Source organism: Leifsonia sp. Root1293 (genome assembly GCF_001425325.1).
GTDB lineage: Bacteria > Actinomycetota > Actinomycetes > Actinomycetales > Microbacteriaceae > Orlajensenia.
On record NZ_LMEH01000002.1, the window covers coordinates 364,412 to 381,244 of the forward strand.

The window sequence follows — 16,833 nt, forward strand, 5'->3', positions numbered from 1 at the left end:
TCAGCCGGACCGCCCACCGACGAAACGACGCGCATCCGCAGCACACCGCTCGGATCGGGCGTCGTTGCCGTCTCCTCTGCAACCCGCGTAGGGGCGGTGCGCACGACGGGGTCGCGCCCACGGCGCGGCCCCGTTCGGGGCGCGACGCCGGACGCGATCGCCGATCGTCAGAGCAGGCTGAGCACCGCTTCGGCGAATGCGGCCGGCGCCTCCTGCGGCACGTTGTGCCCGATGCCCGGCAGCAGGATGCGCTCGAAGGGTCCGCTGAAGTGAGGCAGGTCGGCCCGCGAGTCGTCGTCACCGACGATGCCGTCGGCCCCGCTGTCGAGGGAGATTGTCGGCACGCTGATCTGCGGCATCCGTGCCAGGCGCGCCTCGACGTCGTCGTAGCGCGGGTCGCCGGCCGCCAGTCCCGAGCGGTGACGATAGGAGTGCACGACCACGTCGACGAAGTCGGGGTTGGCGAAGCTCGGTGCGCTGGCGGGGAAGGCGGCGGATGCCCCAGTCCACGTCGGCGACCACAGTTCCCACAGCCGCAGGCAGAACGCCTCCCGGTTGCGTTCGAGTCCGCCACGCCCCCACTCCGAGTGCAGGAAGAACTTGTACCAAAAGGTCGGCTCGAACTCGTGCGGACCGGCTTCGGCACCGGCAGCCAGATCCTGCACGTTGTAGCCGCCGACGGTGACGAGTCCGGAGATGCGCTCGGGATGCAGGGCGGCGACGATGCAGGCCGCCCGCCCACCCCAGTCGTAGCCTCCCACCACGGCCTTCTCGATGCCGAGGCCGTCGAGGAGGTCGAGCAGATCGGAGCCGAGGGCGCCCTGCTGCCCCGAGCGCAGGGTCTCGGCGGAGCGGAAGCGCGTACCGCCGTAGCCCCGAAGCCAGGGCACGATGACCCGCACTCCAGCCGCGGTCAGACGTGCCACCACGCCGTCGTAGGCGCGCACGTCATAGGGGAAGCCGTGCATCAGCACGACGACGCGACCGCCGGGATCTCCGGACTCCTCGTAGGCGATGTCGAGGACAGGGGTCGTCACCGTGGCTGTGCGCATCGCCCCAGCTTCGTGCACAGGTGCCATGGGAGACAATGGAGCACGTGAGTCTTCCGTCGCAGCACCCCCTGTCCAGTGGCCGCACGACCGAGTCGCGGCTGGTGCGCGCCTATCAAGGTGTGCGACAGGGCGTCCCGCCCGTCTGGTTCATGCGCCAGGCCGGCCGGTCGCTGCCCGAGTACCGCGAACTCCGCGTCGGCACCAAGATGCTCGATGCCTGCCTCGACCCCGCCTTGGCGAGCGAGATCACCCTCCAGCCCGTGCGTCGCCATGGGGTCGACGCCGGGATCTTCTTCAGCGACATCGTCGTGCCGCTGAAGCTCGTGGGCGTCGACGTCGAGATCGTGCCGGGGCGGGGGCCCGTCATGGGGGAGGCCGTTCGCACCTCGGCGCAGGTCGCCGCCCTCACCGCGATCGATCCCGCCAGCCTCGACGACGTGATCGCCCCCATCACCGAGGCCGTGAGACTGACCGTCGCCGGGCTCTCCACCCTCGGCGACCGTTCCATCCCCCTGATCGGCTTCGCTGGCGCGCCATTCACCCTGGCGGCCTACCTGGTGGAGGGCGGTCCGTCGAAGGATCACCTGGCCGCCCGCACGCTCATGCACGCCGACCCGGCAGCGTGGGCGGCTCTCATGGAGTGGACCGCCGACGTCACGGGTCGTTTCCTGCGGGCGCAGGTGATGGCGGGTGCCAGCGCCGCACAGCTGTTCGATTCGTGGGCCGGAGCCCTGTCGCTCGCCGATTACGAGAAGCACGTCGCGCCGGCATCCGCTCGCGCACTGACGCACGTGCGCGGACTGAGCTACACGGTCCGTCCGCACGACGAGGGCGCCGACCCGTCGGTCGAGCGCCGCACCGTGCCGATCGTGCACTTCGGCGTCGGCACCGGGGAGCTGCTCGCCGCGATGCGCGACGTCGGGGCCGACGTCGTCGGCGTCGACTACAGGGTGCCGCTCGACGAGGCCAACCGTCGTCTCGGAGGCTCCGTTCCCCTGCAGGGCAACATCGATCCCGCCCTGCTCTACGCGCCCTGGCCGGTCCTCGAGGCGCACGTGCGCGACGTCGTGTCGCGCGGACAGGATGCACCAGCCCACGTCGTCAACCTGGGCCATGGCGTCTCGCCCGACACCGACCCCGACGTGCTCACCCGCGTGGTGGAGCTCGTGCACTCGCTGGGATCATGACCGACGCAGCCGACGCCGCTCCGAACGCCGGCATCGATCCCGACGCCGGGACCGATCCCGCGGCGACGGATGCCGCCCCATACGACGTTCTCGTCATCGGCGGCGGCATCGCCGGGCTGGTCGCAGCGCGTGAGGCCGTGCATGTGGGGCTGCGCACCCTGGTGCTCGAGGCGGCGGACGTCGTCGGCGGATGCGTGCGCGTCCAGGAGGTGGGCGGACTCAGCGTCGATGTCGGCGCCGAGAGCTTCGCAACACGCACCGGCTCCGTGGCGGCCCTGCTCGCCGAGCTCGGAATCGACGACCGGATCGTCAGCCCGAATCCCGCCGGATCCTGGCTGCACCTGCCGGCTCTCACCGGTGATGGCGCGGTGACGGTGCGCTCGCCGAAGACCTCACTGCTCGGGATTCCAGCGTCACCGCTCGCCGAAGACGTTCGCGCCGTGATCGGGACGGCCGGGGCGTGGCGGGCCTACCTCGACCGCATCCGGCCGATCCTCACCATCGGGCCCGCCCAGCGCCTCGGCCCTCTGGTGCGCAAGCGCATGGGCCGCAAGGTGCTCGACCGCCTGGTCTCCCCGTTGTCGACGGGCGTCTATTCCGTCGACGCCGACGACCTCGATGTCGCACTCGTCGCCCCCGGCCTGAATGCAGCCATGACCCGCGCCGGTTCGCTCTCGGGCGGGGTCGCCGAGCTGCGGGCCTCAGCGCCGGCCGGAGCGGCTGTGCAGGGCATCCGTGGGGGCATGTCGCGACTCGTCGACGCCCTCGTCGCCGACATCCGCCACTTCGGTGGCGAGATCCGCACCGGGATGAGCGCCACGTCGCTCCGGCCGACGCCTGATGGCGGTGGGGAAGGCTGGCTCATCGCCGCCACCGCCAACGCCGGAGCGGCGGCGGCCGACTCCCCTGCCTCCGTCGACGGGGCGCAGCATCGCGCGCTGCGTGCTCGGCGCGTCGTCGTCGCGGCACCGGCCGGTGTCGCCGTGCCCCTGCTGGCCGGAGCCCGCGAGGAGTGGGCGCACCTCGCCGATCTCGGCTGGCCGCCTGCGGCATCCGTCGAGATCGTGACGCTGGTGCTCGATGCACCGGAGCTCGACAGTGCCCCTCGCGGCACCGGAGTCCTCGTCGCGTCCGACACCCCCGGCGTCACGGCGAAGGCGCTCACCCACGCCTCGGCCAAGTGGTCGTGGCTCGCCGAGCGGGCCGCCGCCGCAGCCGAGGGACGCAACGTCGTGCGACTGTCGTACGGTCGTGTCGGGCAGCCCCTGCCCACGGCACAGCTGGGCACCGAGGACCTCGAGGACCTCGCCCTCGCCGATGCCTCCGCTATCCTCGGCGTCGCCGTCACCCGGGACCAGCTCGTGGCATCGGCTCGGGTGGTGTGGACGGATGCCGTCTCCCATGCCGCGATCGGCCAGCGTGCGCGGGTGCGACAGGTGCGCGACGCGATCGATTCGGATGCCACCATCGCCGTCGTCGGGTCGTGGGTTGCCGGCACCGGGCTCGCTTCGGTGATCCCGGATGCCCGGGAGTCCGCTCAGCGGCTCCGTCGCGGGGCGCTGCATACCTAACCCGGAATATGAGGGGCTCCAGGTCCCCCTGCGATCGCCGTTCAATGTTGTCAATCCCCTCGTCACTGTGGAGGCAGCGCTATACGCTGGTCCAATCGCCAACGATCCGGGATTGAGGTACGGCATGCGGGGCAAACTCCTCTTCGTGACGGGAATCGCCGTCGGTTACGTGCTGGGTGCACGCGCCGGCCGCCAGCGCTACGAGCAGATCAAGTCGGCGGCTGAGAGCGTGTGGAACACGCCCGCCGTGCAGAGCGGAGTCGACACCGCCAAGGACTTCGCCCTCGCCCGTGTCGGGGATGTCTCCGATTCGGTGCTCGACGGCGTCAAGAAGCTCATCTCGGCTGCGACGAATTCGAATTCGAATTCGAAGCCGAAGTCGTCCTCGGCGCGGTCGTACTCCACGCCGGCCCGCCCTGCGAACGGCGGCTCGGCGTCGACGGCCGCATCCGTTCACCACACCGAGTCCTACACGGTGGCAGAACCCGTCGACCAGCCGGCGCCGAAGAAGCCCGCTGCGCGCAAGCCCGCTCCGTCGGGGCAGGCGACCCGGAAGAAGCCCAGCTCATCCGAATCCGAATAGAGGTGGTTCGCAGTGCCTGAGTCCAAACTCAAGAAGCAGTCCTTGCTCGAACTCCTCAGCGAGCTTCCCACCCTCATCCGCGACCTCATCCAGGCCGAGATCGCCTCGTTCAAGGCGGAACTCACCGCCAGGGGGAAGAGCGTCGGCGTCGCCGTCGCCCTGTTCGTGGTCGCGCTGTTCTTCCTGTTCTGGATGTTCGCCGTGCTCATCGAGGCGGCCATCTTCGCCTTCGCACTGATCGTTCCCGCCTGGCTGGCCGCGCTGATCGTCGCCGGCATCCTGCTCGTGATCATCGTGGTTCTCGTGCTCATCGGAATCGCCAGCTACAAGCGCGCGACGAAGGCGCCCGAGGCGACGATCAAGGAGCACATCCAGACCGACGTCGATGTTGTGAAGGGGGTCGGACCGTATGACAACCACTGATCTGAGCACGAGGAGCCTGCTCGAGCCGCGTCCGCTCGACGAGTTGACTCGCCCTGAACTCAGAGTCGAGGTGCAGCGTGCCCGCACCGAGCTGGCTGCCACCCTGAACGCCATCGAGGATCGCCTGAACGTCTCGCGCAGGATGCGCGAGCGCACCGACCGCTGGGGCAGCGAACTGCGCCGCCTGCGCGACGAGAATCCGGTGGCGCTCGCGGGGGTCGCCGTCGGCGTCGCCGTCGTCATCGGAGGAGCCGTCTGGGGGATCGTCACGCTCGTGACCCGTGACTGATCCGGGCCCAGCCCTGGCGTGCGTGCCATGCGGCATCCGCTCCGCTTTGGAAAGAACCGCAAAGCGAGAGAGACTGGACACATGACTTCCCTCGCTGCCGGTGAGGCAGCCGACGCCGTGCCCGAAACGAACTCGTCGGAGGTGTCGAGCACCCCCGAGGCATCTCCCTCGGGATACACGCTCTTCGCTGTCCTCCGTCGTGATCCCGCGAATCCCGATGACTTCGACGGTCACGACGTTCCGCGTGTGGTCGCCGAACTCGACGACGTCGTGCGCCTGCTCGAGACCGAGGGTGTGACGATCCGCGGCTTCTACGACGTGTCGGGGCTCCGCGCCGACGCCGACCTCATGATCTGGACGCACGCCGACGATGCCGAGACGCTGCAGTGGGCCCACCGCGAACTGCGTCGGGTGCGCCTGCTCAAGTCGCTCCTGCCCACATGGAACGCCATGGGCGTGCACCGCGACGCCGAGTTCAACAAGTCGCACGTTCCCGGGTTCCTCCGGGGCGTCGAGCCGAAGGGCTGGATGACCGTCTACCCCTTCGTGCGGAGCTTCGAGTGGTACCTGCTGCCCGATGCCGAGCGCGGCCGCATGCTGGCCGAGCACGGCCGAAAGGGCGCCGGATTCCGCGGCGTCGTCGCGAACACGGTCTCCTCGTTCGCCCTCGGCGACTACGAGTGGCTGCTGCCCATGGAGGCCGACGAGTTGACCGACCTGGTCGACATGATGCGCGAGCTCCGGGCCACGGATGCCCGCCGCCACGTGCGCGAGGAGGTTCCGTTCTACACGGGCCGCCGCATCAGTACAGCCGAGCTCGTGGAGGTGCTCCAGTAATGGCCGCTCGCAATCTCGGCGCCACGACCCCGCACAAGCCGGCACCGGCTGCCAGTGCGCCCTGCGCCGCCGGTTCCCGCGTTCCGGGCGCAACCCCCGCCGCGCAGTCCGGAGCGGAGCATGTGGAGACGCCCGTCGCCTACGACGGCATCCTGCTGAGCGGATTCGGTGGACCGGAAGGACAGGACGAGGTCATCCCGTTCCTGCGCAACGTCACCAGCGGTCGCGGCATCCCCGATGAGAGGCTCGAGGAGGTGGCGCACCACTACCGGCACTACGACGGCATCAGCCCGATCAACGAGCAGAACCGTCGGCTCAAGGCGGCCCTCGAGGCCGAGATCGCCAGCCGCGGGCTCGACCTTCCCGTGTTCTGGGGCAACCGCAACTGGGAGCCCTACCTGAACGACGCCCTCACCGAGGCGTCGGAGGCCGGAGCCCGCAAGCTCATCGCCATCGCGACGAGCGCCTACAGCTCCTACTCCAGCTGCCGTCAGTACCGCGAGGACTACGCCGACGCGCTCGAGGACACCGCTCTCGGCGACACCATCCAGATCGACAAGGTGCGTCAGTTCTTCGACCACCCCGGTTTCGTCACGCCCTTCATCGAGGGCGTCCGCGAGGCGCTCGCCGAGCTCACGGCATCCGGGATCGCCGAATCGGAGATCGAGGTGCTGTTCGCCACCCATTCGATTCCGACGACGGATGCCCTTCGCTCAGGTCCCGCGGTGCTCGATCCCTCGTCTCCCACGGGAACGGACCCCGAGGCCGATCGCGGCTTCGGCGGTGGCGGAGCCTACGCAGCGCAGCACACGGCGGTCGCCGAGGTCGTCATGCTCGAGGCCGCGGCGTCACCCATCAGCTGGCAGCTGGTCTACCAGTCCCGGAGTGGCCCGCCCACGCAGCCGTGGCTCGAACCCGACATCAACGACGCCATCGCCCTGCTACCGGAACGCGGCGTGAAGGCCGTGGTCATCGTGCCGCTCGGCTTCATGAGCGACCACATGGAGGTTCTCTGGGACCTCGACAACGAGGCCCTGGAATCGGCGGAGGAGCACGGCCTGCAGGCCGTGCGCGTGCCGACACCGGGTACTCACCCGGCCTTCGTCTCGGGTCTCGTCGACCTCGTGATGGAGCGTGTCGAGGGCGTTCCGACTGCCGAACGCCCTGCCCTCACCGAACTCGGCCCCTGGTACGACGTGTGCCGCCCCGGCTGCTGCGAGAATGTGCGGCTCGGCTTCAGGCCGGCGCTCGGCGGGATCGCCCCATGACCGTCGCGCCATCGGTGATCCGCGTCGGAACCCGCGGGAGTGCTCTGGCGCTCGCTCAGACCAAGGCGGTGGCCGCGAAGATCGCCGCTGCGTCGGGATCCGAGATCGAGATCGTACCAATCACGACGCACGGCGATGTCTCGACGGCCTCCCTCGCCTCCCTCGGCGGCACCGGGGTGTTCGCCTCGGCACTGCGTGAGGCCCTCCTCGCCGACGCGTGCGACCTCGTGGTCCACTCGCTCAAGGACCTGCCCACGGCGAAGCACCCGGGTCTGCGGATCGGTGCCGTCCCCAAGCGGGCCGATGCGCGCGACGCACTGTGCGCCCGCGACGGGCTCACTCTCCAGACGCTGCCAGCTGGTGCTCGGGTGGGCACGGGGTCGCCTCGCCGCGTCGCCCAGCTGCGCGCCGCCCGCCCCGACCTCGAGATCGTCGACATCCGCGGGAACGTCGACACCCGCCTCGGACGCGTGGCCGATGGCGACCTCGACGCCGTGATCCTCGCTGCCGCAGGTCTCGGGCGCCTGGGTCGGCTCGACGCCGTCACCGATTTCCTCGACATCAACGACTGGCCGACGGCTCCCGGTCAGGGCGCCTTGGCCGTCGAGGTGCGCGATGGGCGACTCGAGCGCCACCTCGAGGCAGGACTGCGGTCGGTCGAGCACGTGAGCACTCGAGCCTCGGTGGAGGCCGAGCGTCAGGTGCTCGCCGGACTCGAGGCCGGATGCTCCGCTCCGATCGCCGCATCCGCCATCGTCGACAGCGACATGCTGTTCCTCACGGCCACGGTGTACAGCCCCGACGGCTCCGCCAAGCTGACCAGTTCGCACGCTGCGACCCCCGACTCTCATGCCGCAGCGCATCTGGCGGAATCGGCCGCTGATGTGGCGAGTAGAGTCGTCGCAGAACTTCTCGGCAACGGTGCCGCCGAACTCGCTCCGCTCCAGGGCACGAAGGGCACCTAAGTGATCGATCGACAGGCCAAGGCTCCGCGCCCGCTCGACGGCTGGCGCGTCCTCGTTCCTCGTGGCGGACCATGGGGTGACAGTGTCGCCGCCAACCTCCGCGCCAAGGGTGCTGCCCCTGTCATCGCGCCGTTGATCAACTTCGCCCCGACCGACGACGCCGAGACGCTCGCGGCCGCGCTGGCCGATCTCGCCGCCGGAGAGTTCGACTGGCTGACCGTCACGAGCGCGACGACGGTCGACGTGCTGTCGTCGCACCGGGCCGTGATCCCTGCGGACACCCATGTCGCCGCCGTCGGCGAGACGACGGCAGCGGCCCTCACCGCCGCCGGGTACCGCGTCGACATCGTGCCGCACGAGGACAACTCGGCCCGCGGCCTCCTCGAGGAGTGGACCCAGGCCACCGCCGGGGCCTTCCCGCTCAAGGTGCTCACGCTCCGATCCGAGATCGCCAAGCCCCTCCTGAGCGAGGGCCTGCGCCGCATCGGACATGATGTGCGCTCCGTCGTCGCCTACCGCACCATCGGGGTTCCCGTCTCGGAGCAGGTCACCGCCGATGTCGCCTCCGGCCGGATCAACGCCGTGCTCGTCACGAGCGGATCTGTCGCAGAACAGGTGCAGCTCCAGCTCGGCCCGCTCCCGCAGGGAACGCTGGTCGTCTGCATCGGCCCGCAGACCGCCCGTGACGCTCGCGCCTACGGTCTCGAGGTCGACGCCGTCGCCGATGACCGCACCGCCGAGTCGCTCATCGACGCCCTCGTGCGTCAGGCCGAGTCGCTGGGCTGAGGCATCCCGCTCGTCCGTCGCTGATCGAGTAGGTCTCGCCCGCCCGCTGATCGAGTAGTGCCCGACCGTCTATCGCTGATCGAGTAGTGCCCGACGAAGTCGGCCACGTATCGAGATCACGTCGTCGCCTGCGTGATCTCGATACGCGTCCTCGCTCCGCTCGGTCGCTACTCGATCAGCTGTTGGGGGCGGATGCCGCTCCGCTGGGTCGCTACTCGATCAGCGGAGGGTTGGGGTGAGGCTCCGCTCGGTCGCTACTCGATCAGCGGGTGGAGCGGGTGGAGCGGCTGGGGGCGGATGCCGCTCCGCTCGGTCGCTCCTCGATGACCGAAGGGAAGGCGGCGCGCGACAGACGTAGGCTTGTCCGGTGAGCGAATCCTTCATCCCGCGCGTGCGCCCGCGCAGACTGCGGGCGACCCCCGCCCTGCGCCGCGCCGTCTCAGAGACCAGGCTGCATCCGTCCGACCTCGTCCTCCCCGTCTTCGTGCGCGAGGGCGTCGACGAGCCCGTCGCCATCAGCTCGATGCCCGGCGTCGTCCAGCACACTCTCGACAGCGTGCGGGGAGCCGTGAACGAGGCGGCGGCCGCCGGCATCGGCGGTGTCATGCTGTTCGGCGTTCCGCAGGTGCGCGACGCCGTCGGCTCGGGTGCAACGGATCCCGACGGCATCCTGAACCTCGCCACCCGCGTTGTCGCCGATGAGGTGGGCGACGCGCTCCTCGTGCAGACCGACCTCTGCCTCGACGAGTTCACCGACCACGGGCACTGCGGCGTTCTCGACGCCATCGGCCGCGTCGACAACGACGCCACGCTGGAGCGCTACCGCGAGATGGCCCTCGTGCAGGCCGCATCGGGTTCGGCGCTGCTCGGCCTCTCGGGCATGATGGACGGCCAGGTCGCAGCGGTGCGCGACGCCCTCGACGCCTCCGGATTCATCGACACGGCCGTACTGGCCTACTCGGCCAAGTACGCCTCCGCGTACTACGGCCCCTTCCGCGAGGCCGTCGCCTCGACGCTCCAGGGCGATCGCCGCAGCTACCAGCTCGACCCGGGCAACCGGCGCGAGGGCCTGCGTGAAGCCATGATCGACATCGACGAGGGCGCTGACATCGTCATGGTGAAGCCGGCCGGCAGCTACCTCGACGTGCTGGCCGACGTGGCGGCGGCATCGGATGTTCCCGTGTGGGCCTACCAGGTGTCCGGCGAGTACGCGATGATCGAGGCCGCAGCGGCGAACGGCTGGATCGACCGCCGGCGTGCTGTTCACGAGAGCGTCGTCGGCATCCGCCGGGCCGGAGCCGACACCGTGCTCACCTACTGGGCGACAGAACTGGCCGGCTGGCTGAACGATGGAGTGGTGGCATGACCCGCAATGACGATCTCTTCGCCCGAGCGCAGGCCGCCATCCCGGGCGGCGTGAACTCGCCGGTGCGCGCCTTCCGCTCCGTCGGCGGATCCCCGCTCTTCCTCACCTCGGCACGGGGTGCCTACGTGACGGATGCCGACGGCCGAGAGTACGTCGACATGGTGGCGAGCTGGGGCCCGGCCATCCTCGGGCACGCGCAGCCCCAGGTGGTCGCAGCCGTGCAGGAGGCCGCAGCACGGGGCCTCGGCTTCGGCGCGGCGACCCCGGCCGAGACGGAACTCGCCGAGCTCATCGAGGAGCGAGTCGCTCCCGTCGACAAGGTGCGCCTGCTCTCCACCGGCACCGAGGCGACGATGACCGCCATCCGCCTGGCCCGCGGGTTCACGGGTCGCGACCTGCTGGTGAAGTTCGCCGGGCTCTACCACGGCCACTCCGACGGCCTGCTCGCCGAGGCCGGATCCGGCGTCGCCACGCTCGCTCTGCCCGGGTCGGCCGGCGTCACAGCGGCCACGGCCGCGCAGACCCTCGTGCTGCCCTACAACGACCTCGACGCCGTGCGGGCGGTCTTCGCCGAGCGCGGCGACAGCATCGCAGCCGTCATCACCGAGGCCGCGGCGGCAAACATGGGAGTCGTCGCTCCGGATGCCGGCTTCAACGCCGCTCTGGTCGAGATCGCCCACGCCCACGGTGCTCTCGTGATCCTCGACGAGGTGCTCACAGGTTTCCGCGTCGGCCGCGCCGGCTACTGGGGACTCGAGAACGCCGGGGTCGCAGGCCACCCCGCATACGCCCCCGACCTGTTCACCTTCGGCAAGGTCGTCGGCGGCGGCCTTCCTGTTGCGGCGCTCGGTGGTCGGGCGGATGTCATGGACCACCTCGCCCCTCTCGGCCCCGTCTACCAGGCCGGCACGCTCTCGGGGAACCCCGTCGCCGTCGCCGCCGGACTCACGACGCTGCGCCTCGCGGATGCCGCCGTCTACTCCCATCTCGATGCGGCGGCACTGAGGATCTCGAACGCGGTGTCGGAGGCGCTGACCGATGCCGGAGTGGCGCACGCCGTGCAGCGCGCAGGCAACCTCTTCAGCTTCGTCTTCGGCGAGAACGTCGCCGGCGGAGTGCGCGACTACGACGAGGTTCGCTCGCAGGAGGCCTGGCGCTACCCCGCCTTCTTCCACGCCATGCAGGACGGCGGCGTCTCGCTGCCGCCGTCGGTGTTCGAGGCCTGGTTCGTGACGGCGGCCCACGACGCCGCCGCCATCGCGCGCATCGTCGATGCCCTTCCGGCGGCGGCGCGGGCGGCGGCAGAGGCGCGCCCGTAGGTCGTGATCTCGATACGTGTCCGACGTCGTCGGGCACGACTCGATCAGCGGTTCGGAGGGATCCGCTGGGCGAATAGCCCGCGACGAAGGAACAGGCGTATCGAGACCACTCGGGCGCTCCGTAGCTTTCGATGCGGTATCGGATCTTTCGTTTGTGAGGAGTCGACAGCCCGATTCCCGCCGTCTTTTGCCAGACTGGATGCATGGCGTCATTGCGAGTGCATCAGGACCGGCTGGAGATCCATCTCACGTCGGCCGAGAAGGTGCTGTCGCTGCGACGGGATGACATCGTGGTGCCGCGTGACGACATCCGCTCGGTCACGATCACGGACGACCCGTGGATCTGGATCCGCGGCATCCGGGCTCCAGGAGCATTCGTGCCCCTCACCCTCGCGGTCGGCACCTGGAAGTTCCACGGCGGCAAGGACTTCATCGTGGTGAAGAACAAGCGCCCATCGGTCATCATCGACATCGACGGAGGCGAGTTCTCCCGCGTCGTGGTGAGCACGAATCACGCCGTGGAGCTCATCGGCTCGCTGAAGATCAACGAATCGGATGCCGTGTCGGGCTGAGTCAGTATCGTGGGGTATCGGCTCGGCCGATCCCGGGCGCACAGTGATGCACGGGCAGTGACGGATGCGAGGAAATCATGACCGGTTTCAGTGAGATGCCAGGACAGGACCCCATGTCCCCGGGCTTCAACCCGGAGCACCTCGAGGGGTTCGAAGCCGATGCGCTTCCGCCGCTGCACGGGCCGCAGGATCCGGGTCGCGTTCTCGGAATCGTCGGACTCGTGCTGGCGATCTTCCTGAACATCATCGGAATGATCGTCAGCATCGTGGCCTACAACAAATCGAAGAAGGCCGGATTCTCCAACGGGTTCGCGGTCGCCGGCATCATCGTGGGCGGCATCCTCTTCGTCCTCGGGGGCGTCGTCACACTGCTGCTGCTCGGAACGGGCATGGCGCTGTTCGGCACCATCTCCAACTGAGAGCCGTCACGCGCTGAGAGCCGTCAGGCGCTGGGAGCGGTCGGAAGGCCGAGGTAGCGGCCGTACTCGGCCACGGCCCGGTCGAGCTCGGGGCGAACGGATGCCGGCAGCGGGGTGATCGGGCGGAACTCCACCGTCGCGGCACGTCGGGCGAGGACGTGCTTCCACGTCGCAACCACCCGCCCGTCGAGCAGGGACGCGTGCAGCAGCGAGTCCGGCGTGCCCGGTGCGCTGAACTCGGCGTGCTGGATGATCCCGCGGGTCTCGAGGTAGCTCATCACGTATTCGTCGTACCCGTGCAGCAGGTCGACGTGCGGCGACGCCGGCACCGAAGCGCGCGTCGACCAGGTCTCATCCGTCGGCGCCATCCAGCACACGACCCCCTCGAGCTCGACCTGCTCCAGCGACCCGGGCGCCCGCTCGAGGGCGACCTCGATGCCGCGCCGGCAATCCGCCTGGGTGAGGCCGCTCCACGCGCTCATGTCCTTGACGGAGACCGGCCCCCGCGTGGCGACGTAGCGCGCGGCCAGTTCGGCCAGGGCGTTCTCGTGATCGTACGACGCCGATCCCGCGACGAAGGTGGGCGGTACGCGTTCGTCGAAGGCGGCGTAGCTGCGCTGCTTGCCGATGGTGACCCCGCTGATGATCACCCGCTGCAGTTCGGCGAACATCAGCGCGTAGACCATGCCGTTGCCGTCGAGTTCGATGCCGATGGCGGTGAGCGCGTCGCGCAGTTCGGCCCGTGTGCGGTGGCTGCCGTCGGCCACGGCGCTGGCGAACGCATCCGTGACCCGCGTCAGAGTCGGAGCGTCGAGCCCGGCCCGCTGGTAGTGGATGCGGCTGATGCCGAGCACCCGCGGGGCGGTGAGCGTCAACATCCACCGGGCGTCCCCGGGCGCCAGGAAGTGCCAGGTGGGGCGCATCACATGGGTGCGCAGGATCGACCCCAGGTCGTAGGCGACGCCCATGTCCGCAGCGCCCGGGCGTTCGGCGGGGGCGATGCGCTGGGCGATCGACCAGAGCGCGTACGGAAACTCCTGCGCCTGCATGGCGACGAGTCCTCCGACGACCTGCTCGGGCGTCAGGGGCTTCGGATCCCACAGGCCGAGGCGCAGCATCCGGAACCTCACGGCTTCCGCGGCGCTGATCGACGGGATCCCGGTCATCGCGTCAGCGCCGGGAGTCAGAGTGGTCGGAGCCAGCGAGGGCGCCGCTGCCGATGGCGACCACGGTGCGCCCCCGCGTCCGCCCGTCGAGGATGTCGTCGGCAGCGGTGAAGACGTCATCGAGCCCGATCTCGCTGGTCATGCCGTCGAGCTGCGCCAGGTCGAGGTCTGTGGCCAGCCGACCCCACGCCTCCTCACGCAGGGAGAGCGGGGCCTCGACCGAGTTGACGCCCACAAGGCTGACCGCCCTCAGGATGAACGGCAGCACCGTGGTCGGCAGGTCTGCGGATGCCGCGAGCCCGCACGCCGCCACCACACCGCCGTACTGCACCTGGGCCAGCACGTTGGCGAGCGGAACCCCGCCGACGGAATCGATGGCCGCTGCCCACCGCTGCGACTGCAGGGGCTTGCCGCTCTCGGCCAGTTCGGCGCGGTCGATCAGGGCCGCAGCGCCGAGTGTGCGGAGGTAGTCGCCGTTGTCCGCGGCTCGGCCGGTGACGGCGGTGACCTCGAAGCCGGCCCGTGCCAGCAGCGTGATGGCCACGGAGCCCACACCACCCGATGCGCCCGTCACGAGCACCGGCCCGTCTGTCGGGCTGACGCCGTGGCGTTCCAGAGCCAGCACCGACAGCATGGCGGTGAAGCCCGCCGTGCCGATGGCAGCCGCCTGGCGATCGGTCAGCGGGGCCGGGACCCGCACGAGGGACGCGCCCGGGATCACGGCGCGCTCGGTGTAGCCGCCATGACGTGTCTCGCTGAGACCGCCGCCGTTGAGGAGTACCCGGTCGCCGGGAGCCCAGCGGGAGTCGGCGCTGTCGACGACGGTGCCGACGACGTCGATGCCGGCGACGATCGGATAGCTGCGCGTCACACCGGGCCGGCCTGCGACGGCGAGGCCGTCCTTGTAGTTGAGGCTCGAGTACGACACCTCGAGCTCGACCGCATCGGCGGCATCCGGAGCGGAATCGCCCGTGCGCAGGTCGTCGAGGCTCAGCTCGCGCAGAGCAGAGCCGAGACGTGGCTTGTCGGCCCCATCCGTCTCCCGATCGACGACGATGGCCCGGAATCGCTTCGCATCACCCATCGTTCGAGCCTAGCGATCGACGCGCACGCCGGTCAGGTGACGTCGCGGCGCCAGCTCGAGAAGTAGCCGCCGAAGGTCAGCACGGCCGCGTAGACGAGCAGCACGATCGCGCCCTTCCACCAGTCGAGCGGGTCGGCGGCTGCTCCGCCGCTCAGGGAGTAGAAGCTCACGCCCACGAGGGCGTCGCTGGCGGCGCCGGGAAGGAAGCGGGCGATGCTCGCCGTCACGTCGATGAAGCTGGCAGCCAGGCGCAGCAGAGGCTCGACGAACTGGGTGAAGGCCAGGACGATGACGATCGCGGCGACCTGACTGGTCACGAGGGTACCGAGGCCGACGCCGATGGCCGCCCAGAGCGCCATCGCCAGGATGCCGCGGCCGGCCAGTGCCCACGTGTCGGAGTCGCCGAGATTGGTCTCGATGCCGAATCCGCTGAAGACCGCAGCACCGGTCGCCAGGGTCGTGATCCAGGCGAGGAGGCCGAAGACCGCGCCGACGATGATCGCGACCTTCACCTTGGCGAGCAGCACGAGACCGCGGCGGGGTGTGGCGAGGAAGGTGGGCGTGAGCGTCTCATGACGGAACTCGCCGGTGGTGGCGAGAGCACCGAGCAGCACCGGGAAGACGTAGCCGATGGTGGTGGCGAAGCCGTAGACGAGCGGCTGCAGCTGATCGCCGGTGGGTACGCCCTGCCCGCCGCCACCGCCCGCCTGCTCCGGGTTCTGGCTGAGCCATCCGAACAGTGCGGCGAGACCGCCGGCCGTCGCACCGACGTAGACGACCATCACGATCGCGAGGATCCACCAGATGCGGGTGGTGAGGATCTTGAGGAACTCCGAGGCGATGGAGCGGAACAGGGCCTTCATCGCTGGTCCTCGCCGTCGTGCTCGGTCGTCTCGGCGTCGGCGTCGTCGGCCTCGGCCGCGGCCTCCGCCTCCGACGGGGCCGCGGCCTCCGTCGATCCGCCGACCACCTCGCCGCCGTCGACCAGGGCGAGGAACGACTCCTCGAGCCCGGCCTTCTGGCGTTGCAGCATCGAGATCTCGATGCCGTTGACGAAGGCGACGTGGCCGATGCGTCCGGGGTCGCCCTCTGCGACGAGCAGGCCCGTGCGGCCGGTGCTGAACTCGAAGCCCTCCATGGTGAGCACCTCGGCCAGCCTGGCGCGGTCGGGAGAATCGACGACCACGTGCGGCGCCACCTCGGTGTCGAGGGTGGCGAGGTTTCCGCGATGCACGAGGCGACCCTTGGCGATGATCACGACCTCGTCGACGCTCTGCTGCACCTCGCTCAGGAGGTGCGAGCTCACCAGCACCGTGCGCCCCTCCGCCGCCAACTCGCGGAGGAACAGGCGGATCCACTTGATGCCCTCGGGGTCGAGACCGTTGATCGGCTCGTCGAGCACGAGCACGCCGGGGTCGCCGAGAAGTGTGTAGGCGAGGCCGAGGCGCTGGCGCATGCCGAGCGAGTATCCGCCGACGCGCCTCTTCGCGTATTCGGCCAGACCCACGCGGCGCAGCACCTCGTCGACGCGGCTCGTGGGGAGACCGGCAGCAGCGGCGTAGACCCTGAGGTGGTTGTGGGCCGTGCGCCCGGGGTGGAAGCTCGCGGCCTCCAGAGCGGCGCCGACAGTGGTGAGCGGGTTCTCCAGATCGCGATACGCGGTGCCGCCGAAGGTCGCCGTGCCCGAGGTGGGGCGCACGAGTCCGAGCAGCATCCGGAGACTGGTGGTCTTGCCGGCACCGTTCGGGCCGAGGAAGCCGGTCACGCGCCCGGGTTCGACGGTGAAGGAGAGATCGGCGACAGCCGTGACCGCGCCGAAGCGCTTGGTCACGCCGGAGAATTCGATGGGCACACCCGTGGGCATTGCGGGCCTTTCGTCGACTGCAGCTTCAGCGTATCGGCGGAGGTGGGCATTTTCCCCGCCCACGCCGCAAAAACCCCGCAAT

Annotated in this window: 18 protein-coding genes; 13 read left to right on the top strand and 5 right to left on the bottom strand. The window is 69.9% G+C overall.

Going from position 1 to position 16,833, the window contains the following annotated elements:
• Nucleotides 1-167: 167 nt before the first annotated feature.
• Entirely contained in the window at nucleotides 168-1,052 is an 885-nt protein-coding gene (locus ASC59_RS13575) for an alpha/beta fold hydrolase (protein ID WP_055824126.1), read from the bottom strand.
• Nucleotides 1,053-1,087: 35 nt separating this feature from the next.
• Between ASC59_RS13575 and hemE the strand changes: the two genes are divergently transcribed.
• The 13 genes from hemE (at nucleotide 1,088) to ASC59_RS13640 (ending at nucleotide 12,637) form a co-directional block, all read left to right on the top strand.
• Nucleotides 1,088-2,239 (top strand): uroporphyrinogen decarboxylase, encoded by a 1,152-nt coding sequence (gene hemE, locus ASC59_RS13580; protein ID WP_055824129.1) that lies wholly within the window; start codon nucleotides 1,088-1,090, stop codon nucleotides 2,237-2,239.
• Nucleotides 2,236-3,810 (top strand): protoporphyrinogen/coproporphyrinogen oxidase, encoded by a 1,575-nt coding sequence (locus ASC59_RS13585; RefSeq protein WP_082513686.1) that lies wholly within the window; start codon nucleotides 2,236-2,238, stop codon nucleotides 3,808-3,810. The genes hemE and ASC59_RS13585 overlap by 4 nt, the downstream gene beginning before the upstream one ends.
• 124 nt (nucleotides 3,811-3,934) lie before the next feature.
• A complete protein-coding gene (locus ASC59_RS17530; protein WP_200942404.1) occupies nucleotides 3,935-4,393 on the top strand; it encodes a YtxH domain-containing protein in 459 nt (152 codons plus the stop codon).
• A gap of 12 nt (nucleotides 4,394-4,405) precedes the next feature.
• The gene (locus tag ASC59_RS13595) at nucleotides 4,406-4,816 is read left to right on the top strand and encodes a phage holin family protein (protein WP_055824132.1); all 411 of its coding nucleotides are present in this window, start codon (nucleotides 4,406-4,408) and stop codon (nucleotides 4,814-4,816) included.
• Nucleotides 4,803-5,105 carry a DUF3618 domain-containing protein gene (locus tag ASC59_RS13600; RefSeq protein ID WP_082513687.1) on the top strand — a complete coding sequence of 101 codons (303 nt, stop codon included), beginning with the start codon at nucleotides 4,803-4,805 and terminating at the stop codon, nucleotides 5,103-5,105. Before ASC59_RS13595 ends, ASC59_RS13600 begins: the two co-directional genes overlap by 14 nt.
• A gap of 81 nt (nucleotides 5,106-5,186) precedes the next feature.
• Nucleotides 5,187-5,942, top strand: coding sequence for a hydrogen peroxide-dependent heme synthase (gene hemQ, locus ASC59_RS13605; protein ID WP_055824136.1), 756 nt, complete (start codon nucleotides 5,187-5,189; stop codon nucleotides 5,940-5,942).
• Nucleotides 5,942-7,210, top strand: a complete 1,269-nt coding sequence (locus ASC59_RS13610) for a ferrochelatase (RefSeq protein ID WP_055824138.1) — start codon at nucleotides 5,942-5,944, stop codon at nucleotides 7,208-7,210. Before hemQ ends, ASC59_RS13610 begins: the two co-directional genes overlap by 1 nt.
• A complete protein-coding gene (gene hemC / locus ASC59_RS13615; protein ID WP_055824141.1) occupies nucleotides 7,207-8,175 on the top strand; it encodes a hydroxymethylbilane synthase in 969 nt (322 codons plus the stop codon). Before ASC59_RS13610 ends, hemC begins: the two co-directional genes overlap by 4 nt.
• Nucleotides 8,176-8,961: a uroporphyrinogen-III synthase gene (locus tag ASC59_RS13620; RefSeq protein WP_442915101.1), complete on the top strand. Its 786-nt coding sequence runs from the start codon at nucleotides 8,176-8,178 to the stop codon at nucleotides 8,959-8,961.
• Between the two features lie 367 nt (nucleotides 8,962-9,328).
• Nucleotides 9,329-10,327, top strand: coding sequence for a porphobilinogen synthase (gene hemB / locus ASC59_RS13625; protein ID WP_235492739.1), 999 nt, complete (start codon nucleotides 9,329-9,331; stop codon nucleotides 10,325-10,327).
• A complete protein-coding gene (gene hemL / locus ASC59_RS13630) occupies nucleotides 10,324-11,646 on the top strand; it encodes a glutamate-1-semialdehyde 2,1-aminomutase (protein ID WP_055824144.1) in 1,323 nt (440 codons plus the stop codon). The genes hemB and hemL overlap by 4 nt, the downstream gene beginning before the upstream one ends.
• A 203-nt stretch (nucleotides 11,647-11,849) precedes the next feature.
• Complete coding sequence (locus ASC59_RS13635) at nucleotides 11,850-12,218, top strand: hypothetical protein (protein WP_055824147.1); 369 nt, start codon at nucleotides 11,850-11,852, stop codon at nucleotides 12,216-12,218.
• A gap of 77 nt (nucleotides 12,219-12,295) precedes the next feature.
• A complete protein-coding gene (locus ASC59_RS13640; RefSeq protein WP_055824149.1) occupies nucleotides 12,296-12,637 on the top strand; it encodes a DUF4190 domain-containing protein in 342 nt (113 codons plus the stop codon).
• 23 nt (nucleotides 12,638-12,660) lie between these two features.
• Here the strand turns inward: ASC59_RS13640 and ASC59_RS13645 are convergent, their stop codons facing one another.
• From ASC59_RS13645 to ASC59_RS13660, 4 genes are read right to left on the bottom strand one after another with little or no spacing between them, the layout of a single operon-like run.
• A complete protein-coding gene (locus tag ASC59_RS13645) occupies nucleotides 12,661-13,803 on the bottom strand; it encodes a winged helix DNA-binding domain-containing protein (RefSeq protein WP_055824151.1) in 1,143 nt (380 codons plus the stop codon).
• 4 nt (nucleotides 13,804-13,807) lie between these two features.
• Nucleotides 13,808-14,887 (bottom strand): MDR family oxidoreductase, encoded by a 1,080-nt coding sequence (locus tag ASC59_RS13650; protein WP_055824153.1) that lies wholly within the window; start codon nucleotides 14,885-14,887, stop codon nucleotides 13,808-13,810.
• A 32-nt stretch (nucleotides 14,888-14,919) separates the two neighbouring features.
• On the bottom strand, nucleotides 14,920-15,750 hold the full coding sequence (locus ASC59_RS13655) for an ABC transporter permease (protein ID WP_055824155.1): 831 nt from the start codon (nucleotides 15,748-15,750) through the stop codon (nucleotides 14,920-14,922).
• Nucleotides 15,747-16,751 (bottom strand): ABC transporter ATP-binding protein, encoded by a 1,005-nt coding sequence (locus ASC59_RS13660; RefSeq protein ID WP_082513689.1) that lies wholly within the window; start codon nucleotides 16,749-16,751, stop codon nucleotides 15,747-15,749. The genes ASC59_RS13655 and ASC59_RS13660 overlap by 4 nt, the downstream gene beginning before the upstream one ends.
• Between the last annotated feature and the right edge of the window lie 82 nt (nucleotides 16,752-16,833).

Coding starts and splice junctions, on each gene's coding strand:
- hemQ (WP_055824136.1), top strand. CDS start 5,187: ATGACTTCCCTCGCTGCCGGTGAGGCAGCCGACGCCGTGCCCGAAACG.
- ASC59_RS13640 (WP_055824149.1), top strand. CDS start 12,296: ATGACCGGTTTCAGTGAGATGCCAGGACAGGACCCCATGTCCCCGGGC.
- ASC59_RS13600 (WP_082513687.1), top strand. CDS start 4,803: ATGACAACCACTGATCTGAGCACGAGGAGCCTGCTCGAGCCGCGTCCG.
- ASC59_RS13645 (WP_055824151.1), bottom strand. CDS start 13,803: ATGACCGGGATCCCGTCGATCAGCGCCGCGGAAGCCGTGAGGTTCCGG.
- ASC59_RS13655 (WP_055824155.1), bottom strand. CDS start 15,750: ATGAAGGCCCTGTTCCGCTCCATCGCCTCGGAGTTCCTCAAGATCCTC.
- ASC59_RS13635 (WP_055824147.1), top strand. CDS start 11,850: ATGGCGTCATTGCGAGTGCATCAGGACCGGCTGGAGATCCATCTCACG.
- hemC (WP_055824141.1), top strand. CDS start 7,207: ATGACCGTCGCGCCATCGGTGATCCGCGTCGGAACCCGCGGGAGTGCT.
- hemE (WP_055824129.1), top strand. CDS start 1,088: ATGGAGCACGTGAGTCTTCCGTCGCAGCACCCCCTGTCCAGTGGCCGC.
- ASC59_RS13575 (WP_055824126.1), bottom strand. CDS start 1,052: ATGCGCACAGCCACGGTGACGACCCCTGTCCTCGACATCGCCTACGAG.
- ASC59_RS13650 (WP_055824153.1), bottom strand. CDS start 14,887: ATGGGTGATGCGAAGCGATTCCGGGCCATCGTCGTCGATCGGGAGACG.
- hemL (WP_055824144.1), top strand. CDS start 10,324: ATGACCCGCAATGACGATCTCTTCGCCCGAGCGCAGGCCGCCATCCCG.
- ASC59_RS13585 (WP_082513686.1), top strand. CDS start 2,236: ATGACCGACGCAGCCGACGCCGCTCCGAACGCCGGCATCGATCCCGAC.
- ASC59_RS17530 (WP_200942404.1), top strand. CDS start 3,935: ATGCGGGGCAAACTCCTCTTCGTGACGGGAATCGCCGTCGGTTACGTG.
- ASC59_RS13660 (WP_082513689.1), bottom strand. CDS start 16,751: ATGCCCACGGGTGTGCCCATCGAATTCTCCGGCGTGACCAAGCGCTTC.
- ASC59_RS13610 (WP_055824138.1), top strand. CDS start 5,942: ATGGCCGCTCGCAATCTCGGCGCCACGACCCCGCACAAGCCGGCACCG.